This is a genomic window from Psychroserpens ponticola (genome assembly GCF_023556315.2).
Taxonomy (GTDB): domain Bacteria; phylum Bacteroidota; class Bacteroidia; order Flavobacteriales; family Flavobacteriaceae; genus Psychroserpens; species Psychroserpens ponticola.
This window is the reverse complement of record NZ_CP116221.1, coordinates 1,303,457-1,319,039: the sequence shown is the minus strand read 5'-3', so window position 1 is coordinate 1,319,039 and position 15,583 is coordinate 1,303,457. Positions and strand designations below refer to the sequence as shown.

Annotated in this window: 16 protein-coding genes and 1 other RNA gene; 6 read left to right on the top strand and 11 right to left on the bottom strand. The window is 32.1% G+C overall.

All coding sequences use genetic code 11. The annotated features are described in order from the left end of the window. Positions 1-55: 55 nt before the first annotated feature. From rny to MUN68_RS05900, 4 genes are all read right to left on the bottom strand, one after another. Positions 56-1,633, bottom strand: coding sequence for a ribonuclease Y (gene rny, locus MUN68_RS05915; protein WP_249995741.1), 1,578 nt, complete (start codon positions 1,631-1,633; stop codon positions 56-58). Between the two features lie 91 nt (positions 1,634-1,724). Further along, a non-coding RNA gene (gene ssrS, locus MUN68_RS05910) (6S RNA) lies at positions 1,725-1,854 on the bottom strand. A 58-nt stretch (positions 1,855-1,912) separates the two neighbouring features. After that, positions 1,913-2,206, bottom strand: coding sequence for a cell division protein ZapA (locus MUN68_RS05905; protein ID WP_249995740.1), 294 nt, complete (start codon positions 2,204-2,206; stop codon positions 1,913-1,915). Between the two features lie 14 nt (positions 2,207-2,220). Continuing rightward, entirely contained in the window at positions 2,221-2,511 is a 291-nt protein-coding gene (locus MUN68_RS05900) for a hypothetical protein (protein ID WP_249995739.1), read from the bottom strand. A gap of 278 nt (positions 2,512-2,789) precedes the next feature. Here MUN68_RS05900 and MUN68_RS05895 point away from each other — a divergent pair, with 278 nt between their 5' ends. Together MUN68_RS05895 and MUN68_RS05890 are read left to right on the top strand one after the other, a co-directional pair. After that, a complete protein-coding gene (locus MUN68_RS05895) occupies positions 2,790-4,475 on the top strand; it encodes a M23 family metallopeptidase (protein WP_249995738.1) in 1,686 nt (561 codons plus the stop codon). 12 nt (positions 4,476-4,487) lie between these two features. Beyond that, a complete protein-coding gene (locus tag MUN68_RS05890; RefSeq protein ID WP_394357633.1) occupies positions 4,488-6,965 on the top strand; it encodes a TonB-dependent receptor in 2,478 nt (825 codons plus the stop codon). Here the strand turns inward: MUN68_RS05890 and MUN68_RS05885 are convergent. Next, positions 6,962-8,125: a cysteine desulfurase family protein gene (locus MUN68_RS05885; RefSeq protein ID WP_249995737.1), complete on the bottom strand. Its 1,164-nt coding sequence runs from the start codon at positions 8,123-8,125 to the stop codon at positions 6,962-6,964. The genes MUN68_RS05890 and MUN68_RS05885 overlap by 4 nt on opposite strands. 136 nt (positions 8,126-8,261) lie before the next feature. Here MUN68_RS05885 and MUN68_RS05880 point away from each other — a divergent pair, with 136 nt between their 5' ends. Next, the gene (locus tag MUN68_RS05880; RefSeq protein ID WP_249995736.1) at positions 8,262-9,212 is read left to right on the top strand and encodes a hypothetical protein; all 951 of its coding nucleotides are present in this window, start codon (positions 8,262-8,264) and stop codon (positions 9,210-9,212) included. Here the strand turns inward: MUN68_RS05880 and MUN68_RS05875 are convergent. Next, positions 9,209-9,760 (bottom strand): Smr/MutS family protein, encoded by a 552-nt coding sequence (locus MUN68_RS05875; RefSeq protein WP_249995735.1) that lies wholly within the window; start codon positions 9,758-9,760, stop codon positions 9,209-9,211. The genes MUN68_RS05880 and MUN68_RS05875 overlap by 4 nt on opposite strands. Continuing rightward, positions 9,757-9,969 carry a hypothetical protein gene (locus MUN68_RS05870; RefSeq protein ID WP_249995734.1) on the bottom strand — a complete coding sequence of 71 codons (213 nt, stop codon included), beginning with the start codon at positions 9,967-9,969 and terminating at the stop codon, positions 9,757-9,759. The genes MUN68_RS05875 and MUN68_RS05870 overlap by 4 nt, the downstream gene beginning before the upstream one ends. Positions 9,970-10,109: 140 nt before the next feature. On the opposite strand from MUN68_RS05870, the gene MUN68_RS05865 reads away from it, so the two are divergent. Genes MUN68_RS05865 through MUN68_RS05855 form a run of 3 tightly spaced genes read left to right on the top strand, consistent with a single transcriptional unit; the run spans position 10,110 to position 12,677 of the window. Next, positions 10,110-11,984 (top strand): T9SS type A sorting domain-containing protein, encoded by a 1,875-nt coding sequence (locus tag MUN68_RS05865; RefSeq protein ID WP_249995733.1) that lies wholly within the window; start codon positions 10,110-10,112, stop codon positions 11,982-11,984. A 50-nt stretch (positions 11,985-12,034) separates the two neighbouring features. Beyond that, positions 12,035-12,322: a DUF2752 domain-containing protein gene (locus MUN68_RS05860; protein WP_249995732.1), complete on the top strand. Its 288-nt coding sequence runs from the start codon at positions 12,035-12,037 to the stop codon at positions 12,320-12,322. A 10-nt stretch (positions 12,323-12,332) separates the two neighbouring features. Next, the gene (locus MUN68_RS05855; protein ID WP_249995731.1) at positions 12,333-12,677 is read left to right on the top strand and encodes a CCC motif membrane protein; all 345 of its coding nucleotides are present in this window, start codon (positions 12,333-12,335) and stop codon (positions 12,675-12,677) included. 74 nt (positions 12,678-12,751) lie between these two features. Here MUN68_RS05855 and rocD read toward each other — a convergent pair whose 3' ends face one another. The 4 genes from rocD to MUN68_RS05835 all read right to left on the bottom strand — a co-directional run bounded on the left by rocD (position 12,752) and on the right by MUN68_RS05835 (position 15,558). Continuing rightward, positions 12,752-13,996, bottom strand: coding sequence for an ornithine--oxo-acid transaminase (gene rocD / locus MUN68_RS05850; protein WP_249995730.1), 1,245 nt, complete (start codon positions 13,994-13,996; stop codon positions 12,752-12,754). A gap of 127 nt (positions 13,997-14,123) precedes the next feature. Next, positions 14,124-14,510, bottom strand: coding sequence for a DUF6768 family protein (locus MUN68_RS05845; protein WP_249995729.1), 387 nt, complete (start codon positions 14,508-14,510; stop codon positions 14,124-14,126). Beyond that, the gene (locus MUN68_RS05840) at positions 14,500-15,051 is read right to left on the bottom strand and encodes an RNA polymerase sigma factor (protein ID WP_249995728.1); all 552 of its coding nucleotides are present in this window, start codon (positions 15,049-15,051) and stop codon (positions 14,500-14,502) included. The genes MUN68_RS05845 and MUN68_RS05840 overlap by 11 nt, the downstream gene beginning before the upstream one ends. Then, positions 15,052-15,558 (bottom strand): hypothetical protein, encoded by a 507-nt coding sequence (locus MUN68_RS05835; protein WP_249995727.1) that lies wholly within the window; start codon positions 15,556-15,558, stop codon positions 15,052-15,054. Positions 15,559-15,583 lie beyond the last annotated feature (25 nt).

Here is a 15,583-nt window from a genome sequence, read left to right as displayed (position 1 = left end):
AATTTAGAGTGCTTTTTTATTTATAAATAATAAATACGATACAGTTTTGAGCTTCTTACTTCGCTATGTTAACAGCTCTAGTTTCTCGAATTACTGTCACTTTTACCTGTCCAGGATAGGTCATATCCGTTTGTATTTTTTGTGAAATCTCAAACGATAAGTTAGCTGCTTGTTCATCGGTAACTTTTTCACTTTCTACCATCACACGTAATTCACGTCCTGCTTGAATAGCATATGCTTTATTAACGCCATTAAATCCAAAAGCAACATCTTCTAAATCTTTTAAACGTTGAATATAAGAATCTAATACTTGACGTCTTGCTCCTGGTCTTGCTCCAGAAATAGCATCACAGACTTGAACAATTGGAGATAACAATGTTGTCATCTCTATTTCGTCGTGGTGAGCTCCAATAGCGTTACAAACTTCTGATTTTTCGCCATGTTTCTCAGCCCATTGCATCCCTAAAATAGCATGAGGTGTTTCCATATCTGCTTCAGAAGATGGCACTTTACCAATATCATGTAGCAATCCTGCACGTTTAGCTAACTTAGGATTCAATCCTAATTCAGCAGCCATCACTCCACATAATTTAGCAACTTCACGTGAATGCTGTAATAGATTTTGGCCATAAGACGAACGATATTTCATTCGACCAACAAGTTTTATAAGTTCAGGATGTAAGCCATGAATTCCTAAATCGATTACAGTACGCTTTCCGACTTCAATAATCTCTTGTTCGATCTGCTTTTCTGTCTTTTTAACAATCTCTTCAATACGAGCTGGATGAATTCTTCCGTCGGTAACTAATTTATGTAATGATAAACGAGCAATCTCTCTTCTCACGGAATCAAAACAAGATAAAATTATCGCTTCTGGTGTATCATCAACAATGATCTCTACTCCAGTTGCAGCTTCAATCGCTCTAATATTACGACCTTCTCTACCAATAATTCGACCTTTAACATCATCAGATTCAATATTAAATACAGACACACAATTATCAATTGCTTCTTCTGTTCCAATACGTTGAATAGAATTAATTATTATTTTTTTAGCTTCTTGCTGCGCAGTTAGTTTGGCTTCTTCAAGTGTATCTTGAAGATAACTCATCGCATCTGTTTTTGCTTCAGCTTTTAAAGATTCTACTAATTGAGATTTTGCATCTTCAGCAGATAAACTAGAAATCACTTCTAGTTGTTTAATCTGGCTCTTATGCGCTTTTTCAACTTCCTCCTTTTTCTTTTCTAAAAATTCAAGTCTGAAGTTATAATCTTTCACTTTATCGTCTAGACTTTGATTTGTCTTTTTAGCTTTAGCCAATTCACTTGACGTTTGAGATTCCTTATCTCTAGTTCTTTTTTCAGCTTCAGCCATTTTTTTATCTCGAGAAAGGATTACTTTTTCATGTTCAGACTTAAGTTCAATAAACTTTTCTTTTGCCTGAAGCATTTTATCCTTTTTGATAGATTCTCCATCATGTTTAGCTTGCTTTAAAAGCGAATTAGCTTCGTTTTTCGCATCTTTTATAAGCTTTGATGCATTACTCTTTTCAAGAGATTTTGCAATAATATATCCTAGTATTAGTCCTAATACTACGCCTCCAACAATCATTAAAATTGTATTCGTTTCCATGTTTTAGTTAGTTTAAATTGTTTTTGATATGATCAAAATTCTCAATTATTTTTGAGATAAAAAAAGCCTACATCAGTTTCAGATTTTGTATAAACTCCTTAAAAACAAGTTTAGGGCTAACAAACTGATCAAAAATCTGCCCAAAACATTGAAATAAGTTCAATGATAGCAGCTCGATTTTACAGTTTAAACTCACCCTTTTTAAAGAATTAACGTTGAGTTTATCAAAAATAAAATAACTAATGTAGGCAGTAACCTAATATTATATTTAAAAGAACGCTAAGCACTTACGTGTTCATGCAAAAGTTGATTTAAAGCATTTAATTTTGCTTCAACTTCTTCACTTACTTCGGCTTTATCTATTGTTTTCTGTTCTACTTGAGACGCAAACTGTAAAGCACACATTGCTAATACATCTTGCTTATCACGAACAGAATAATTTTGTTCAAACTGGCTTATCATGGCTTCGATTTTCTTAGCAGCCTTTCGTAGTCCTTCCTCTTGACTTGGCGCAATAGTTAAAGGATATACTCGGTTTGCTATAGATAGCTTTATTTTAAGCTGTTCTGCCATTACATCTTGTTACATTATTCAGATAATTGCGCTATACAATGATCAATATCTCTAATTAACGTATTTATTTTAAGCTTAGTTTCTCTGTTATTATCGTCACTGCCCAATAATGAATTTGCCATTTTGAGTGCTTCATATTTATCAGCCCAAGAACTAATTTCTTCCTGATGACTAATATTTTTTTGCTGCTGAATTGCTAGCTCTTCCGAGATTTTAGCATTGGTTTGCTTTAAAACTTCTAGTTTGTGCAAAACCTTGCTTATTTTATTCTCTATCGAGTCAACAACATCTTCAATTTTACTCATTTACAAAATTCAATACTGATGTAACAAAGTTAACATACCAAATGAAAAATAACAATAGTTTTATAATTAATTTTTAATTTATATCAAAACATCAGATATACAGTAGCTTAACGTATAATTTATATTTTATTAATAGTTGCTTTTTGAAGCCTAACTTTACTATTTTTGATTTTACTGATTACACAAACTAATTCAAAAACAATATATAGATTATTTTCTATATTAAAAATAATTCAATATTTTTGCGTTATAGAAATCTGACATTGTACTTAACTAGCATGAAATATATTTATATAATCTTATTCTTCTCTCAATTTGGGTTTTGCCAAACGCCATATCCTCAAGATTATTTTAGAAATCCGTTAGATGTTACTTTAGTATTATCAGGAACTTTTGCAGAATTACGCTCCAATCACTTTCATTCTGGTTTGGATATAAAAACACAGCAACGTACAGGTTTAGATGTTTACGCAGCAGCTGAAGGCTATGTGAGTCGGATTAAAATTTCTCACTTCGGCTACGGAAAAGCGTTGTACATCACACATCCTAATGGTTATGTAACCGTTTATGCGCATTTAGAAAAATTCAGTCCAACAATAGAAAGCTATATTAAGGAGAAACAATATGAAAAGGAATCTTATGAGATTGAAGTATTTCCTAATCCTGAAGAATTGCCAATTCAGTCAGATGAGATAGTTGCTTTTTCTGGAAATTCAGGAGGATCTGGTGGTCCTCACTTACATTTTGAGATTAGAGATAATGCTGAACGACCAATCAACCCAATGCTTTTTGGAATTGATATTACTGATACAAAACGTCCAGTTATCACAGCTATTTATGCCTACCCTAAAAACAGAAAATCTCATGTAAATGAAGTAAAAAAAAGAATAGAATTACGACTCATTCCTAATAAAAATGGGGATTATAGTGTAGAACCTATTGAAGCTTATGGAGATATTGGTTTTGGCGTTGTTAGTTACGATCAGCAAGATTTAGCACATAATAAAAATGGAGTAAGCAATATTCAAACATTTTTTAATGGAAATAAGAATTTTGAAATGGATTTTAAGCGCTTCAGCTTTGATGAAACCAAACACCTTAACCGTTATATTGATTTTGAAATTTATAAAACGAAAAAATCTCGTATTCAAAAATTATTTGTACAATCTGGAAACACGTTAAGCATGCTGCATGATGTTTCTGATGATGGATACATTAAAGTTGAAGACAGCACATCTTCCGTTTATAAAATAAGAATTCAAGATTTTAAAGGCAATGAGTCTTGGGTGAATATTCCAATTAAAGGGATAAAAGCAAAAGAAAAGTTAGAAAATTACGAATTAAAACCTGCGTATTATGTTCAGGCTAATGAATCTCTTAGACTAGAAGATAAAAACATATCTGTCTACTTTGCTGAAAACACATTTTATGACAATTTCCATATCGATTTCGCCGTTAGTAGTGATACCTTAACATTACATAAGGATGTTATTCCGCTTATGAAAAATTGTACGATTAGCTATAATATTGAAAACTATTCTGAAGAAGATAAAAGCAAATTGTTTATTGCAAAACTTTATGGTTATTATAAACGTCCATATTATGTTAGAACAAGTCGACAAGGTAATTATTTAACCGCAAGAACGAAATCTTTAGGCACTTTCACTTTAGTAACAGATACAATAAGCCCAACAATTAAGCCTGTAAATTTTCAAGATGGCAAATGGATCAGTAAGTCTGAATTCATTAAAATTAGAATTGATGACAACCTTTCAGGCATTGGTAATTATAGAGGAACCATTAACGGAAAATGGATTTTAATGGAATATGATTATAAAAAAGACACACTAACTTATAATTTTGATGATAGTGTGGTTTCTGATACTGAAAATAATTTGAAAGTAATTGTTATAGATAATATTGGAAATAGTTCTACATTTGAAGCAACGTTTTTTAGAAAATAAAAAAGAAGCCTTTTGAAAATAAACAGTCTACTCCTATTACTCTTATTAAGTTTACCGCTTTTAGGTATTTCACAAAACGCAACGGTTAAAGGTGTTGTACTTGATGATATGCAACAACCCATTTATGATGTAAACATAAAAGCTGGAAGCTCAGGAACCACGACCAATGAAAACGGATTTTATGAGCTTAAAATTCCTGCGAACACTGACGTTACAATAATTTTTACACATTTATCTCACAAAAGAGTTGAAGCGACTTTTAACTTAAAAAATGGAGAGGAAATAGAATTCAATCCTGTTATGAAAATCGAGATTGAACAGATTACAACTGTTGTCATAAATCACAACACAAAGCACTCTGTTGAAGGTGTTGTTTCTATTGCTCCTGCTGTATTAAGAACGATTAAAGGCGCACAACCTGGTGTTGAAAACATCTTAAAAACCTTACCAGGTGTCAATATCTCAAATGAATTAAGTACGCAGTATTCAGTTCGTGGAGGTAACTTTGATGAAAATCTAGTTTATGTTAATGAAATTGAAGTCTATCGTCCATTTTTAATCCGTTCAGGGCAGCAAGAAGGATTGAGCTTTGTAAATACAGATTTGGTACAAAATGTTGATTTTTCAGCTGGTGGTTTTCAAGCGAAATATGGAGACAAACTATCTTCTGTTTTAGATATTACATATCGTACACCACTAAAATTTGGTATACGTGCAGAAGCGAGCCTTTTAGGCGGAAGTATTGCTGCAGAAGCTGTAAGCAAAGATTCTAAGTTTTCTGGAATTATAGGTTTGCGTTATAGAGACAATAGTTTATTGATAAATTCTTTAGAAACAGAATCTAATGTTATTCCTGTTTTTGCTGATGCACAAACGTATTTAACTTATAAATTTTCAGATAAATTTCATTTAAATTTCCTCGGAAACATATCGCTTAATAAATACAATTTCAAACCTCAGAATAGACAAACAAACTTTGGTACTTTAGACCAACCAATTGCTTTGTTAGTATTTTATGAAGGACAAGAAAAAGATCAATATCTAACAACTTTCGGAGCTTTTAAAGCCAATTATTTTCCAACTGAAGATTTAACGCTAAAATTGATTGCTTCTGCATATCACACTACTGAAGAAGAATACTTTGATATTTTAGCGCAATATCGATTAGGTGAAGTCAATAGCAATATTGGAGATGAAAATTTAGGTGAAGTTGAGTTTAGCGAAGGCATAGGTTCTCAACTCACACATGCTCGAAATGATTTAGATGCATTAATCTTTAATGTGGAGCACAAAGGGGATTACAAATTAGATGAAGAGAGCACTCTTGAATGGTCTGTAAAGTATACACACGAAGACATTAGAGATCGTTTAGTTGAATGGGAAGTTATTGACAGTGCTGGTTTTTCGGTTCGACCTCCTATTTACGACATACCAAATAACCAACCTTATGAGCCTTTTGAAGGTCCATTAGTAGCGTTTCAGAATGTAAGAGCAACAAACGAAGTACAAATTGACCGATTACAAGCTTATGCACAATGGAGCAAACGCTCAATGCTTGGAGCACATGAAGTGTTTTATAATGCTGGTGTTAGAATTCATAATTGGACAGTTAATAGTAAAGTTCCAAATCAAGATGGCGTAACAAGCTCTACACAAACCGTTTTTAGTCCGAGAGCACAATTTGCAATCAAACCAGATTGGGAAAAAGATATGCTATTTAGACTTGCAGGTGGAATGTATTACCAACCTCCTTTCTACAGAGAATTAAGAGATGCTTCAGGAACTGTACAACCAGATGTAAAAGCACAAAAATCTATTCATATTGTTTTGGGTAATGAATACAGTTTCGAAATGTGGGAACGCCCTTTTAAATTAGTAACTGAAGCGTATTATAAGAATTTAACTGATGTAAATCCGTATACCTTAGAGAATGTTAGAATACGTTATAGTGCTACCAATAATGCTACTGCATATTCATATGGACTTGACATGCGTCTAAACGGTGAATTTATTCCTGGCACTGAAAGTTGGTTTAGTTTCGGATATCTTAAAACAGAAGAAAACATTGATGATAAAGGCTATATAGCAAGACCAACCGATCAACGCTTAAAATTTGGAGCTTTATTTCAAGATTATATGAAAGCACTTCCAGATTTAAAAATGTATTTGAATCTTGTCTACAATACTGGAGTTCCTGGAGGATCACCTAGTTATGCAAATCCATATCAGTTTCAAAATCGTTTACCAGCCTATAAACGTGCAGATGTAGGTATTTCTTACCTATTGGTAGATTCAAATAAAGAGTATACAACAAAATGGAAACAACGTTTTAAAGAACTCTCTATTGGTTTTGAAATTTTCAATATTTTCAATGCTCAAAATTCAATTACAAATACTTGGGTTCGTGATGTTTATAGTAAACGTCAGTTTGCAGTTCCTAACTTCTTAACACCTCGTGTTTTTAATGTGCGTTTGAGTACTAGGTTCTAAACAAATTCTTTCAAAACTTCAATAACATAATCAACATCAGCTCTGGTATTAAATATACTAAAAGAAAAACGAACTGAAGGTCGCATTAAATGTTCGTCGTTTAAAATCTGACTTAATACATGAGAGTTTTGTGAACTTCCGCTTTGACAGGCACTTCCTTTAGAACAAGCAATCCCTTTTAAATCTAACTGAAACTGAAGTAATGATGCTTTTTCAGCAGCAATTGGCAGACAAACATTAATAAGTGTGTATGTGCTATTCTCTAAATCGGTACAGCTTCCGTTAAATGCCACTTCAGGAAAAACGTCTTGGAGTTTTTTAATAAAATAGGTTTTAATATCTAAAATAGAACTACGCTCTGTTTCTAGGTTTTTATAAGACAATTTTAAAGCTTCATCTAAACCGACAATGTTATGAATAGCTTCAGTTCCAGCACGATAACCTCGCTCCTGTTCGCCACCAAAAATGGAACCTTTTATCCCAGAATTCTTTCTAATAAAAGCGAAACCAACACCTTTTGGTCCATGAAATTTATGCGCACTTGCAGCAATAAAATCTACTGGAATGTTTTCTAAATCAATTTGATAATGTCCAACAGACTGCACAGTATCACTATGAAATAGAGCCTTATTACGTTTACATAAATCAGCGACCTTTGTTATATCTAATTTATTTCCAATCTCATTATTAATGTGCATTAAACTCACTAATTGTTTAGACTTAGAATTTAATAATTGTTTAGACTTAGAATTTAATAATTGCTCAAAATGAGCATAATCAATATGACCATCAGGTTTTATATTGACATACTTTACATTAATTCCAAATTCTTTTTCAAGAACTTCTACAGTATGCAAAATGGCATGATGCTCTATTTTGGATGTAATAATTTCTTGAACACCAAGATCTCTTACTGCACTTCTTAATATTAAATTATCAGCTTCAGTACCACCAGAAGTGAACACAATTTCAGAAGCAGATACCTTAAAATGTGATGCTATAGATTTTCTACAAGTTTCGATTATAGACTTAGACTGCCTTCCGTAACTATGTGTAGATGAAGGGTTTCCGAAACTAATTTTCATAATTTCAGTCATGCGAAAAATCACCTCATCGCGCATTTGAGTCGTAGCCGCATTATCTAAATAAACTGTATCCATATTTTAGTAAAACAATAGTGCAAAGATGCAATAATCTTCCTGTAAATAAAACTGATAATCACCAATCAAAATTATTTGTTAATCGTATCGTTATAAATTTACAAATCTCTATTTTTGTTTCTTAATGAATTACAGCATGCGAAAATTTCTATATATATTTTGTTTTGGTTTTTTATTTACTACATGCGACGATGGAGATATCATATTAGTATCCTTAGATTTTGATGATGAATTCGAGCAGTGTGGTGAATTAGTGTTTTATAAAATCAATGAGAACACTTCTGAAACTTTATCCATCCTATTTGAAGACTTAACTTTAGAAGAAATTTTAGATGTTGATGACAACTTTGAATACGAAACCACTCTGCCTTTAGGTGGTACTAACGTTTTTAACTATAGGTCTTACGGAAGAACGCCAAATAACAATTTCTTCTGCAATGACATACCTCCTTCTAATCTTCAAATTGAGAGTGATGAAGTTAGTATTGGTGGCGAAGTTAATATTAAAACTGTTTTAGTAGAAGATGATAATGATGGTATCCCTTCATATCTTGAAGATGAAAACTTAGATGGCGATAATGATCCTGCAACAAATCCAACAGATACAGATGGTGACGAAATTCCAGATTATCTAGATGAAGATGATGATGGTGACAATGTGTTAACTATCGATGAAATTGACACAGAAAACCTTGATGGTGATAACGACCCTACAACAAACCCTAAGAATACAGATGCAAATAGCACAATGAATCCAGATATGATACCAGATTATCTTGATACAGATGATGATGGCGATGGTGTTTTAACACGTGATGAAGAAAACTTTATTATCAATAACGACCCTATGGATGACAAAACTGACGAAAACTTCCCATTACTTAGTGATTATTTAAATGACCAAATTGCCACAACAGTTCCTGCAACAGCTTTTAGATCACATGAAATTAGAATGTTGTACACAATAACAGTTACTATTTACAATATCAATTTACCTTCAATTACACAACAGACATTTAATTTTGGAACCTTAAATGATACTAATGTTACTGTTGATAGTAGACCTGGAAGTCCGGTATTTAATTAAGAATTTGTATTCTGAAAGATATAGACTTCAGTTGCACCATTACCATATTTTTGTAAGTCAGCATCATAGTGCTTAATATTCTCATAGCGTCTGAAAAGCGTTTCTAGCTCCATTTTAAGCACACCTTCTCCTACACCATGGATAAATACCATTTTCTGAATGCGTTTTCGCATCGCAAATTCTAATTGTCGTTTTGCAGTATCTAACTGCAATGTGAGCATGTCGTAATTTGTCATTCGTCTATTTGAATCGGTCAACTTATGGATATGCAAATCGACTTCCATAGTAGGTAAATTACGCTCCTTTGGCTTCGTTTTTATGGATTTCTTATTAGAATGCTGTTCTTTTTGTTTGATAATATCTTGCATACTAGCATTTGAAAAGACATCACTTGAAAAAGATTTCTTTTTGATCAGTTCATTAGATCTAAATTCTAAAACAAAACCATCCGATGTTTCAACACCAACATTATCATGTATTACAGTAACAACTTTACCTGAGATATCATCATCTAATACTGTAACCTCATCTCCAATTTGAAAACTCATGACTTAGTTTTATTTTGAATGTTTTCATCTTGTTGATTAGTTTCTTGATCTTTTTTACTGGGAATATTTCTAGAAACTCTATAAATACCCAACATTAAAACCATGATTCCTCCAATTAAGACGTATTGATTTTGTTGCTCTCCAGCTTGAGCGTAAATGGCTATAATTGCGCCAGTTAATATTAAAATATAACTTATTACTCTTGACATTTTGATTTTTTAGCGTTATAAACTACAATTTATCGAAATTACACTATTATCACTAAAAGTCAGATAGTTATTATAAAAAAAATTGGTACATTTATGCATTACTTTAAAATCTAAGTCATTACAAACCAATTTAATTCATAATGAAAAACTTCTACTCCATCATAATCACAGTTTTTATTTCGAATTTTACTTTTGCACAAGTAGATCTCTATGTCGATAACGATAGCTTTATTTACGCAAAAGATGTCGTTGTTTTTGTAAATGATGATATCCGACTTGAAACACCTACTTCTAACTTTTATTTGCGAGGAGACGCTCAATTATTACAAAATACAAACATAAAAAATTCAGACGCTGGTGAACTTTCTGTTTATCAAAAACAAACAAAAGGCATCTATGAATATAATTATTGGTGTAGTCCTGTTGGTGTAGGCGTAGATGGAGCTACTGGTTCAAATGTTGCTTTTAACGGAACAAACATACATGACCCAGATGATGATACTGATTTGGCAAATGTAATTTCTACAGCATATAGTTTTACCTCAGCGTATAATGGCACTGTAACTGAACTTTCAAATTACTGGATGTGGTCTTTAGAATCTGCTGGTGGCTATAACGGTTGGAATCAAATTTTTAATTCTGGAAATGTAAATCCTGGTTATGGATTTACAACAAAAGGAAGTCCGAATACAAACAATACATTAGACTTTAGAGGTCGTCCTAATAATGGTGATATTACTTTTAATTGTTTATTTAATGGAACTGATGCAGATTCTAATTCAGGATTAGATGAACAAGTAAATACTTTAACAGGTAATCCTTACCCTTCTGCATTAGACCTCAAATTGATATTTGCAAATGTTCCAAATAACGCAGCTAGATTAGATGGCAATATTTATTTTTGGGAACAAAAAAACACAGGCTCTCATTTTTTACAAACTTATGAAGGTGGATATGCCGTTTATGCTCCAGGACCTTTAGGAGATTTAAACGATCATGGCACATACACAAGAGTGACTTTTGGAAGCTATGATGGTGATGGAGGAGATAATGGTGCTACTTCTGGTTTAAGTCCAAATTACCAACCTAACTTTGCTAGACGCTTTGCTTCTATAGGTCAAGGTTTTGTTGTAACCAGTGTTGATAATGCTGGTGTTGCTGCAGGAGGCGTTATCACACTTAATAATTCTATGAGAGTGTATTTACCTGAAGATTCAACCGTATCTGGTACTGGTTCTATCTTTGCTAGACAAAATTCTCAAGGAGAAGAAGTTATTGCGATGTCTCATAACGGATTAGATTATATGGATATAATAAACCATCCAACTATAGTTCCTGAAATAAGAATTCACACAAAGGTTAATGATTTATATTATAAAGAAAGTGTAATTGCCTTTAGGGACAATACAGATTTAAGCTATAATAAATTTTGTGATGGTAAAAACATTTCTCAATTAAGTGATGATGTATATTTTTTAATCGAAGACCATAAACTAGTTATTAAATCTTTGGCATATGAGCAAGATGCAAGAATTCCAATAGTATTTAAGGCTTCTACACAAGCCTCTACATTTAGTATTACAATAAACGAACTTACAGATGTTGATGATTCAATACAAGTCTATATCTATGATAATGTAGCAAACACATATACAGATATCAAAAATGGAAGTTTTAATATTTCTTTAGCGGAAGGCATATATGACAGTCGTTTTGAAGTTACTTTTAATAATGAAAACACACTAAGTAATGAAGAAATTACAATTTCAGATTTCATAATATTTCAAGATAACAACAATTCTCTATTAACGATTAAGAACCCAAATAGTTTACATATTAATAATGTATCCCTTTTTGATGTTTCAGGGAAACAGGTTCTCAATGCTATAGATTTAGATAACAAAGACATGTATCACTTTTCTACAACTAATTTTAGTGATGGAGTTTATGTAACTGTTATTGGTTTAAATAATAATGAAACACTTTCCAAAAAATTGATAATAAAAAACAAGTAAGCGTTTTCGTTTTCATAATTTTATTATTTTTGAATACCAATTGAAAACTTATGTCTTCTCCAGAAGAGTACATGCTACCTTGTTTAAATAAGAAACTCTTCGGCTTAGACTGTATGGGTTGTGGGATGCAACGTTCTGTAGCACTCATATTTCAAGGCGATTTAATTGCTGCCTTTTACATGTATCCTGCGATATATAGTTTAATTGCTTTAATTGGCTTCATTATATTAAATAACTTTAGAAATTTTAAACATGCTTATAAAATTATTGTTATTTTGGCAGTGCTAAATGCCATAATAATACTTGGTAATTTTATATACAAAACCTTTTTCAACTAAAACATATCACATGGAAAACAATCAAACTCAAGAACAATTACAAAATTCAACATTAATTTTAGTACTAGGTATTCTATCTATAGTAACCTGTTGTTGCTATGGTATTGTAGGATTAATACTAGGTATTGTTACAATAGTACTAGCAAAAAAAGCGACTAAAATTTATGCTGAAAATCCTGATTTATATACTGGTTTTAAAAATGTAAAGACTGGAAAGATCTTAGCCATTATAGGATTAATTTTAAGTGTTTTATACTTATTATTCACATTATGGGCAGTAATGACGTTTGGTTGGGAGGCTTTGCAAGACCAAGAATTAATGCAAGAAAGAATGAGAGAAATGTTTGATCAATAAAAATTGATCAACTTCTAAATAAAAAAAACCTCAATACATAATATTGAGGTTTTTTTTATAGCATATATAAAGCTCTAAATTTCAAATTCTTTTAAAGTCTTTGTAATAATAGAAACACAATCTAGTAATTGCTCTTTATTCATTACTAATGGTGGAGCAAAACGGATAATATTTCCATGTGTAGGTTTTGCTAGCAAACCATTATCACGCAATGCCAAACAGATATTCCAAGCAGTATCACTCTCTTCATCATCATTAATTAAAATAGCATTTAATAAGCCTTTACCTCTTACTTGATTTACAATAGAGCTTGTTTCTATGAACTTATTCAATTCACTTCGGAATAATTCTCCCAATTGAAAAGCATTTTCAGCTAAATCTTCATCTTTTACAACTTCAAGAGCAGCAATAGCAACTGCTGCTGCAATTGGATTACCTCCAAATGTACTTCCATGATTACCAGGCCTTATTACATTCATAATTGGATCATTGGCTAATACAGCACTTACAGGATAAGCGCCTCCTGATAATGCTTTACCTAGAATTAAAATATCTGGCTTTACATTTTCATGATCTACAGCTAATAACTTACCTGTTCTTGCTATTCCAGTTTGCACTTCGTCAGCGATAAACAATACGTTATGTTTTTCACACAAAGCCCTAGCTTGAGTTAAATAACCTTCGCTTGGAACATATACACCAGCTTCCCCTTGAATTGGTTCTACTAAAAATCCAGCTACATTAGAATTTTTCTCTAAAGCAGTTTCTAAAGCTTTAAGGTTATCGTATTCAATTTTTATAAATCCGTCTGTATATGGTCCGAAGTTTTTTCTAGCAACAGGATCATTACTAAACGAAATGATTGTTGTTGTTCTTCCGTGGAAATTATTCTCACAAACGATGATTTCTGCTTTATTTTCATCAATTCCTTTTACTTCATAAGCCCATTTACGGCAAATTTTTAAAGCGGTTTCAACAGCTTCTGCACCTGTATTCATTGGTAATAACTTATCAAAGTTGAAATACTCTGAAGCAAATTTCTCATATTTTCCAAGCACATCATTATAAAATGCTCTTGAGGTCAAACTCAAGGTTTGCGCTTGAGCTGTCATTGCATTGACAATTTTCGGATGACAATGCCCTTGGTTTACTGCAGAATAAGCAGATAGAAAATCGTAATATTTCTTACCTTCTACATCCCAAACATACACACCTTCTCCTCTACTCAGTACTACTGGTAATGGATGGTAATTGTGTGCACCATACTTGTTTTCTAAATCGATCGCTTGTTGCGAAGTTAATTGGTCTAAAACAGCCATTTTAAAAATAATTTAATAAATGAATAAAATATCCATTCCTTATCTACCTTTATCCTTTCGAAGAGTCCGAAAATTCAGCGTGGGAAAGAAATCATCCCTAAGAGTTGCAAATTAATACTTTAAAATCTTATTCCGAAATTTTTCCAGATAATGATGACACTTGCAATTCTAAACGCTTCATTTCTCTTAGTATCGCATTTTTATCCATTTGCATCCAAGCAAATATCTTAAGCATACTCACACCAATTAGAAATACGAGACTTCCAATTCCCCATTTTATAAGTTCTTTCGTTTCAGTTGTATCAAAGAAGTTGACTACACTATAGATAAATAACCCAAAGAATATTATGGTCATGATATTCATAAGAATATTAATCCACCTGTTCTTACCAGTGAACAAACCTCCTATCATTCCTAGAACATCTTGTTCTTCTAATTTGTCATAGAATTTAGCTTCTTCTTGTGTTAATGTGTCTTTAATTAATTGATCGATATCTTCCTTATTAGTTTTCATAATTTTTGTTTTTAAGTATTAATTTAAGTTTCTCTCTAGCATGAAACAATCTTGATTTTGTAGTTCCTATAGATATGTTTAAAAGCGTACTGATTTCTTTTAATGAATACGATTCAGTGTAAAATAATCTTAAAACTATTTGTTGCTGTTTTGGTAAATGCTTGATCGCTTTTAAAAGCATGTCTTTGAGTTCTGTGTTTTCTTTATCGTCTTCAACAAAAGACACTTGCAACATTTTGAATTCGGTTTCTTGAATGCGTTTTCGACTCAATTCTCTCAAAACATCTAGTGATTTAGAATACACAATTCGTAAAGCCCAACTTTTAAAACTTGAAGGTTTTTGTAGCGTATGGAGTTTATCCATAATAGTTTGCCAACTGTCTTGCGCTATATCCTTAGATAAATCAGCATCTTTAACGATCCAAAAGGCCTTAGTACAAAATATCAGATGCCAACGCTTCACCAATTCTGCTATTGCACTTTGATCTCCAGCTTGATATGCTGTTACGAGTTTTGCATCTATATGACTATCTTTTTTCAACTATGCCTGTTTTGCTTGAAACGACTTGCGTTTGTAAAAACCTCTTAAATAGTTGACCCAAAAATTGTATTTCGGTACTTTTTTTTCTTCGGAAAAGTAATTCTCTACAGTATCAAAAGCCTCTTCAATTAAAGCATCATGCAACCAACGAATTATAAACACCCATAAAAAGGTCGCTTTGAAATTTGTTTTCATTTTTATGATGTGATTAATTTCCGAAGTATGATCAGAAATGGTTATAATATTTAATTCATGTGTTCCATTAAACCCTTCTGGTTTTGTAAATTTGAATTTAATGTGTTTTCCAGCTTCAAAAGCAATAATTGTATAGCGAATTCGACCATGACCTCCTTGACTTCCTAAGCTCAAACCATCTTTAAAGCGCATCGCAGGCCAATTATTAGAAGGCCAAATCTTATCATTTTTAGTAGCTAAGGTTTTAAATAACTCAGACACCTTTTTTATAGGCTGATTAAGTTTTCGTTTATGACTGTTAATAACTCTCATACTCTAAGGACGCTGAACTTATAAA

Bases quoted from the DNA above. Each gene is read 5' to 3' on its own strand.
- rny (WP_249995741.1), bottom strand. From the start codon at position 1,633: ATGGAAACGAATACAATTTTAATGATTGTTGGAGGCGTAGTATTAGGA.
- MUN68_RS05905 (WP_249995740.1), bottom strand. From the start codon at position 2,206: ATGGCAGAACAGCTTAAAATAAAGCTATCTATAGCAAACCGAGTATAT.
- MUN68_RS05900 (WP_249995739.1), bottom strand. From the start codon at position 2,511: ATGAGTAAAATTGAAGATGTTGTTGACTCGATAGAGAATAAAATAAGC.
- MUN68_RS05895 (WP_249995738.1), top strand. From the start codon at position 2,790: ATGAAATATATTTATATAATCTTATTCTTCTCTCAATTTGGGTTTTGC.
- MUN68_RS05885 (WP_249995737.1), bottom strand. From the start codon at position 8,125: ATGGATACAGTTTATTTAGATAATGCGGCTACGACTCAAATGCGCGAT.
- MUN68_RS05880 (WP_249995736.1), top strand. From the start codon at position 8,262: ATGCGAAAATTTCTATATATATTTTGTTTTGGTTTTTTATTTACTACA.
- MUN68_RS05875 (WP_249995735.1), bottom strand. From the start codon at position 9,760: ATGAGTTTTCAAATTGGAGATGAGGTTACAGTATTAGATGATGATATC.
- MUN68_RS05870 (WP_249995734.1), bottom strand. From the start codon at position 9,969: ATGTCAAGAGTAATAAGTTATATTTTAATATTAACTGGCGCAATTATA.
- MUN68_RS05865 (WP_249995733.1), top strand. From the start codon at position 10,110: ATGAAAAACTTCTACTCCATCATAATCACAGTTTTTATTTCGAATTTT.
- MUN68_RS05860 (WP_249995732.1), top strand. From the start codon at position 12,035: ATGTCTTCTCCAGAAGAGTACATGCTACCTTGTTTAAATAAGAAACTC.
- MUN68_RS05855 (WP_249995731.1), top strand. From the start codon at position 12,333: ATGGAAAACAATCAAACTCAAGAACAATTACAAAATTCAACATTAATT.
- rocD (WP_249995730.1), bottom strand. From the start codon at position 13,996: ATGGCTGTTTTAGACCAATTAACTTCGCAACAAGCGATCGATTTAGAA.
- MUN68_RS05845 (WP_249995729.1), bottom strand. From the start codon at position 14,510: ATGAAAACTAATAAGGAAGATATCGATCAATTAATTAAAGACACATTA.
- MUN68_RS05835 (WP_249995727.1), bottom strand. From the start codon at position 15,558: ATGAGAGTTATTAACAGTCATAAACGAAAACTTAATCAGCCTATAAAA.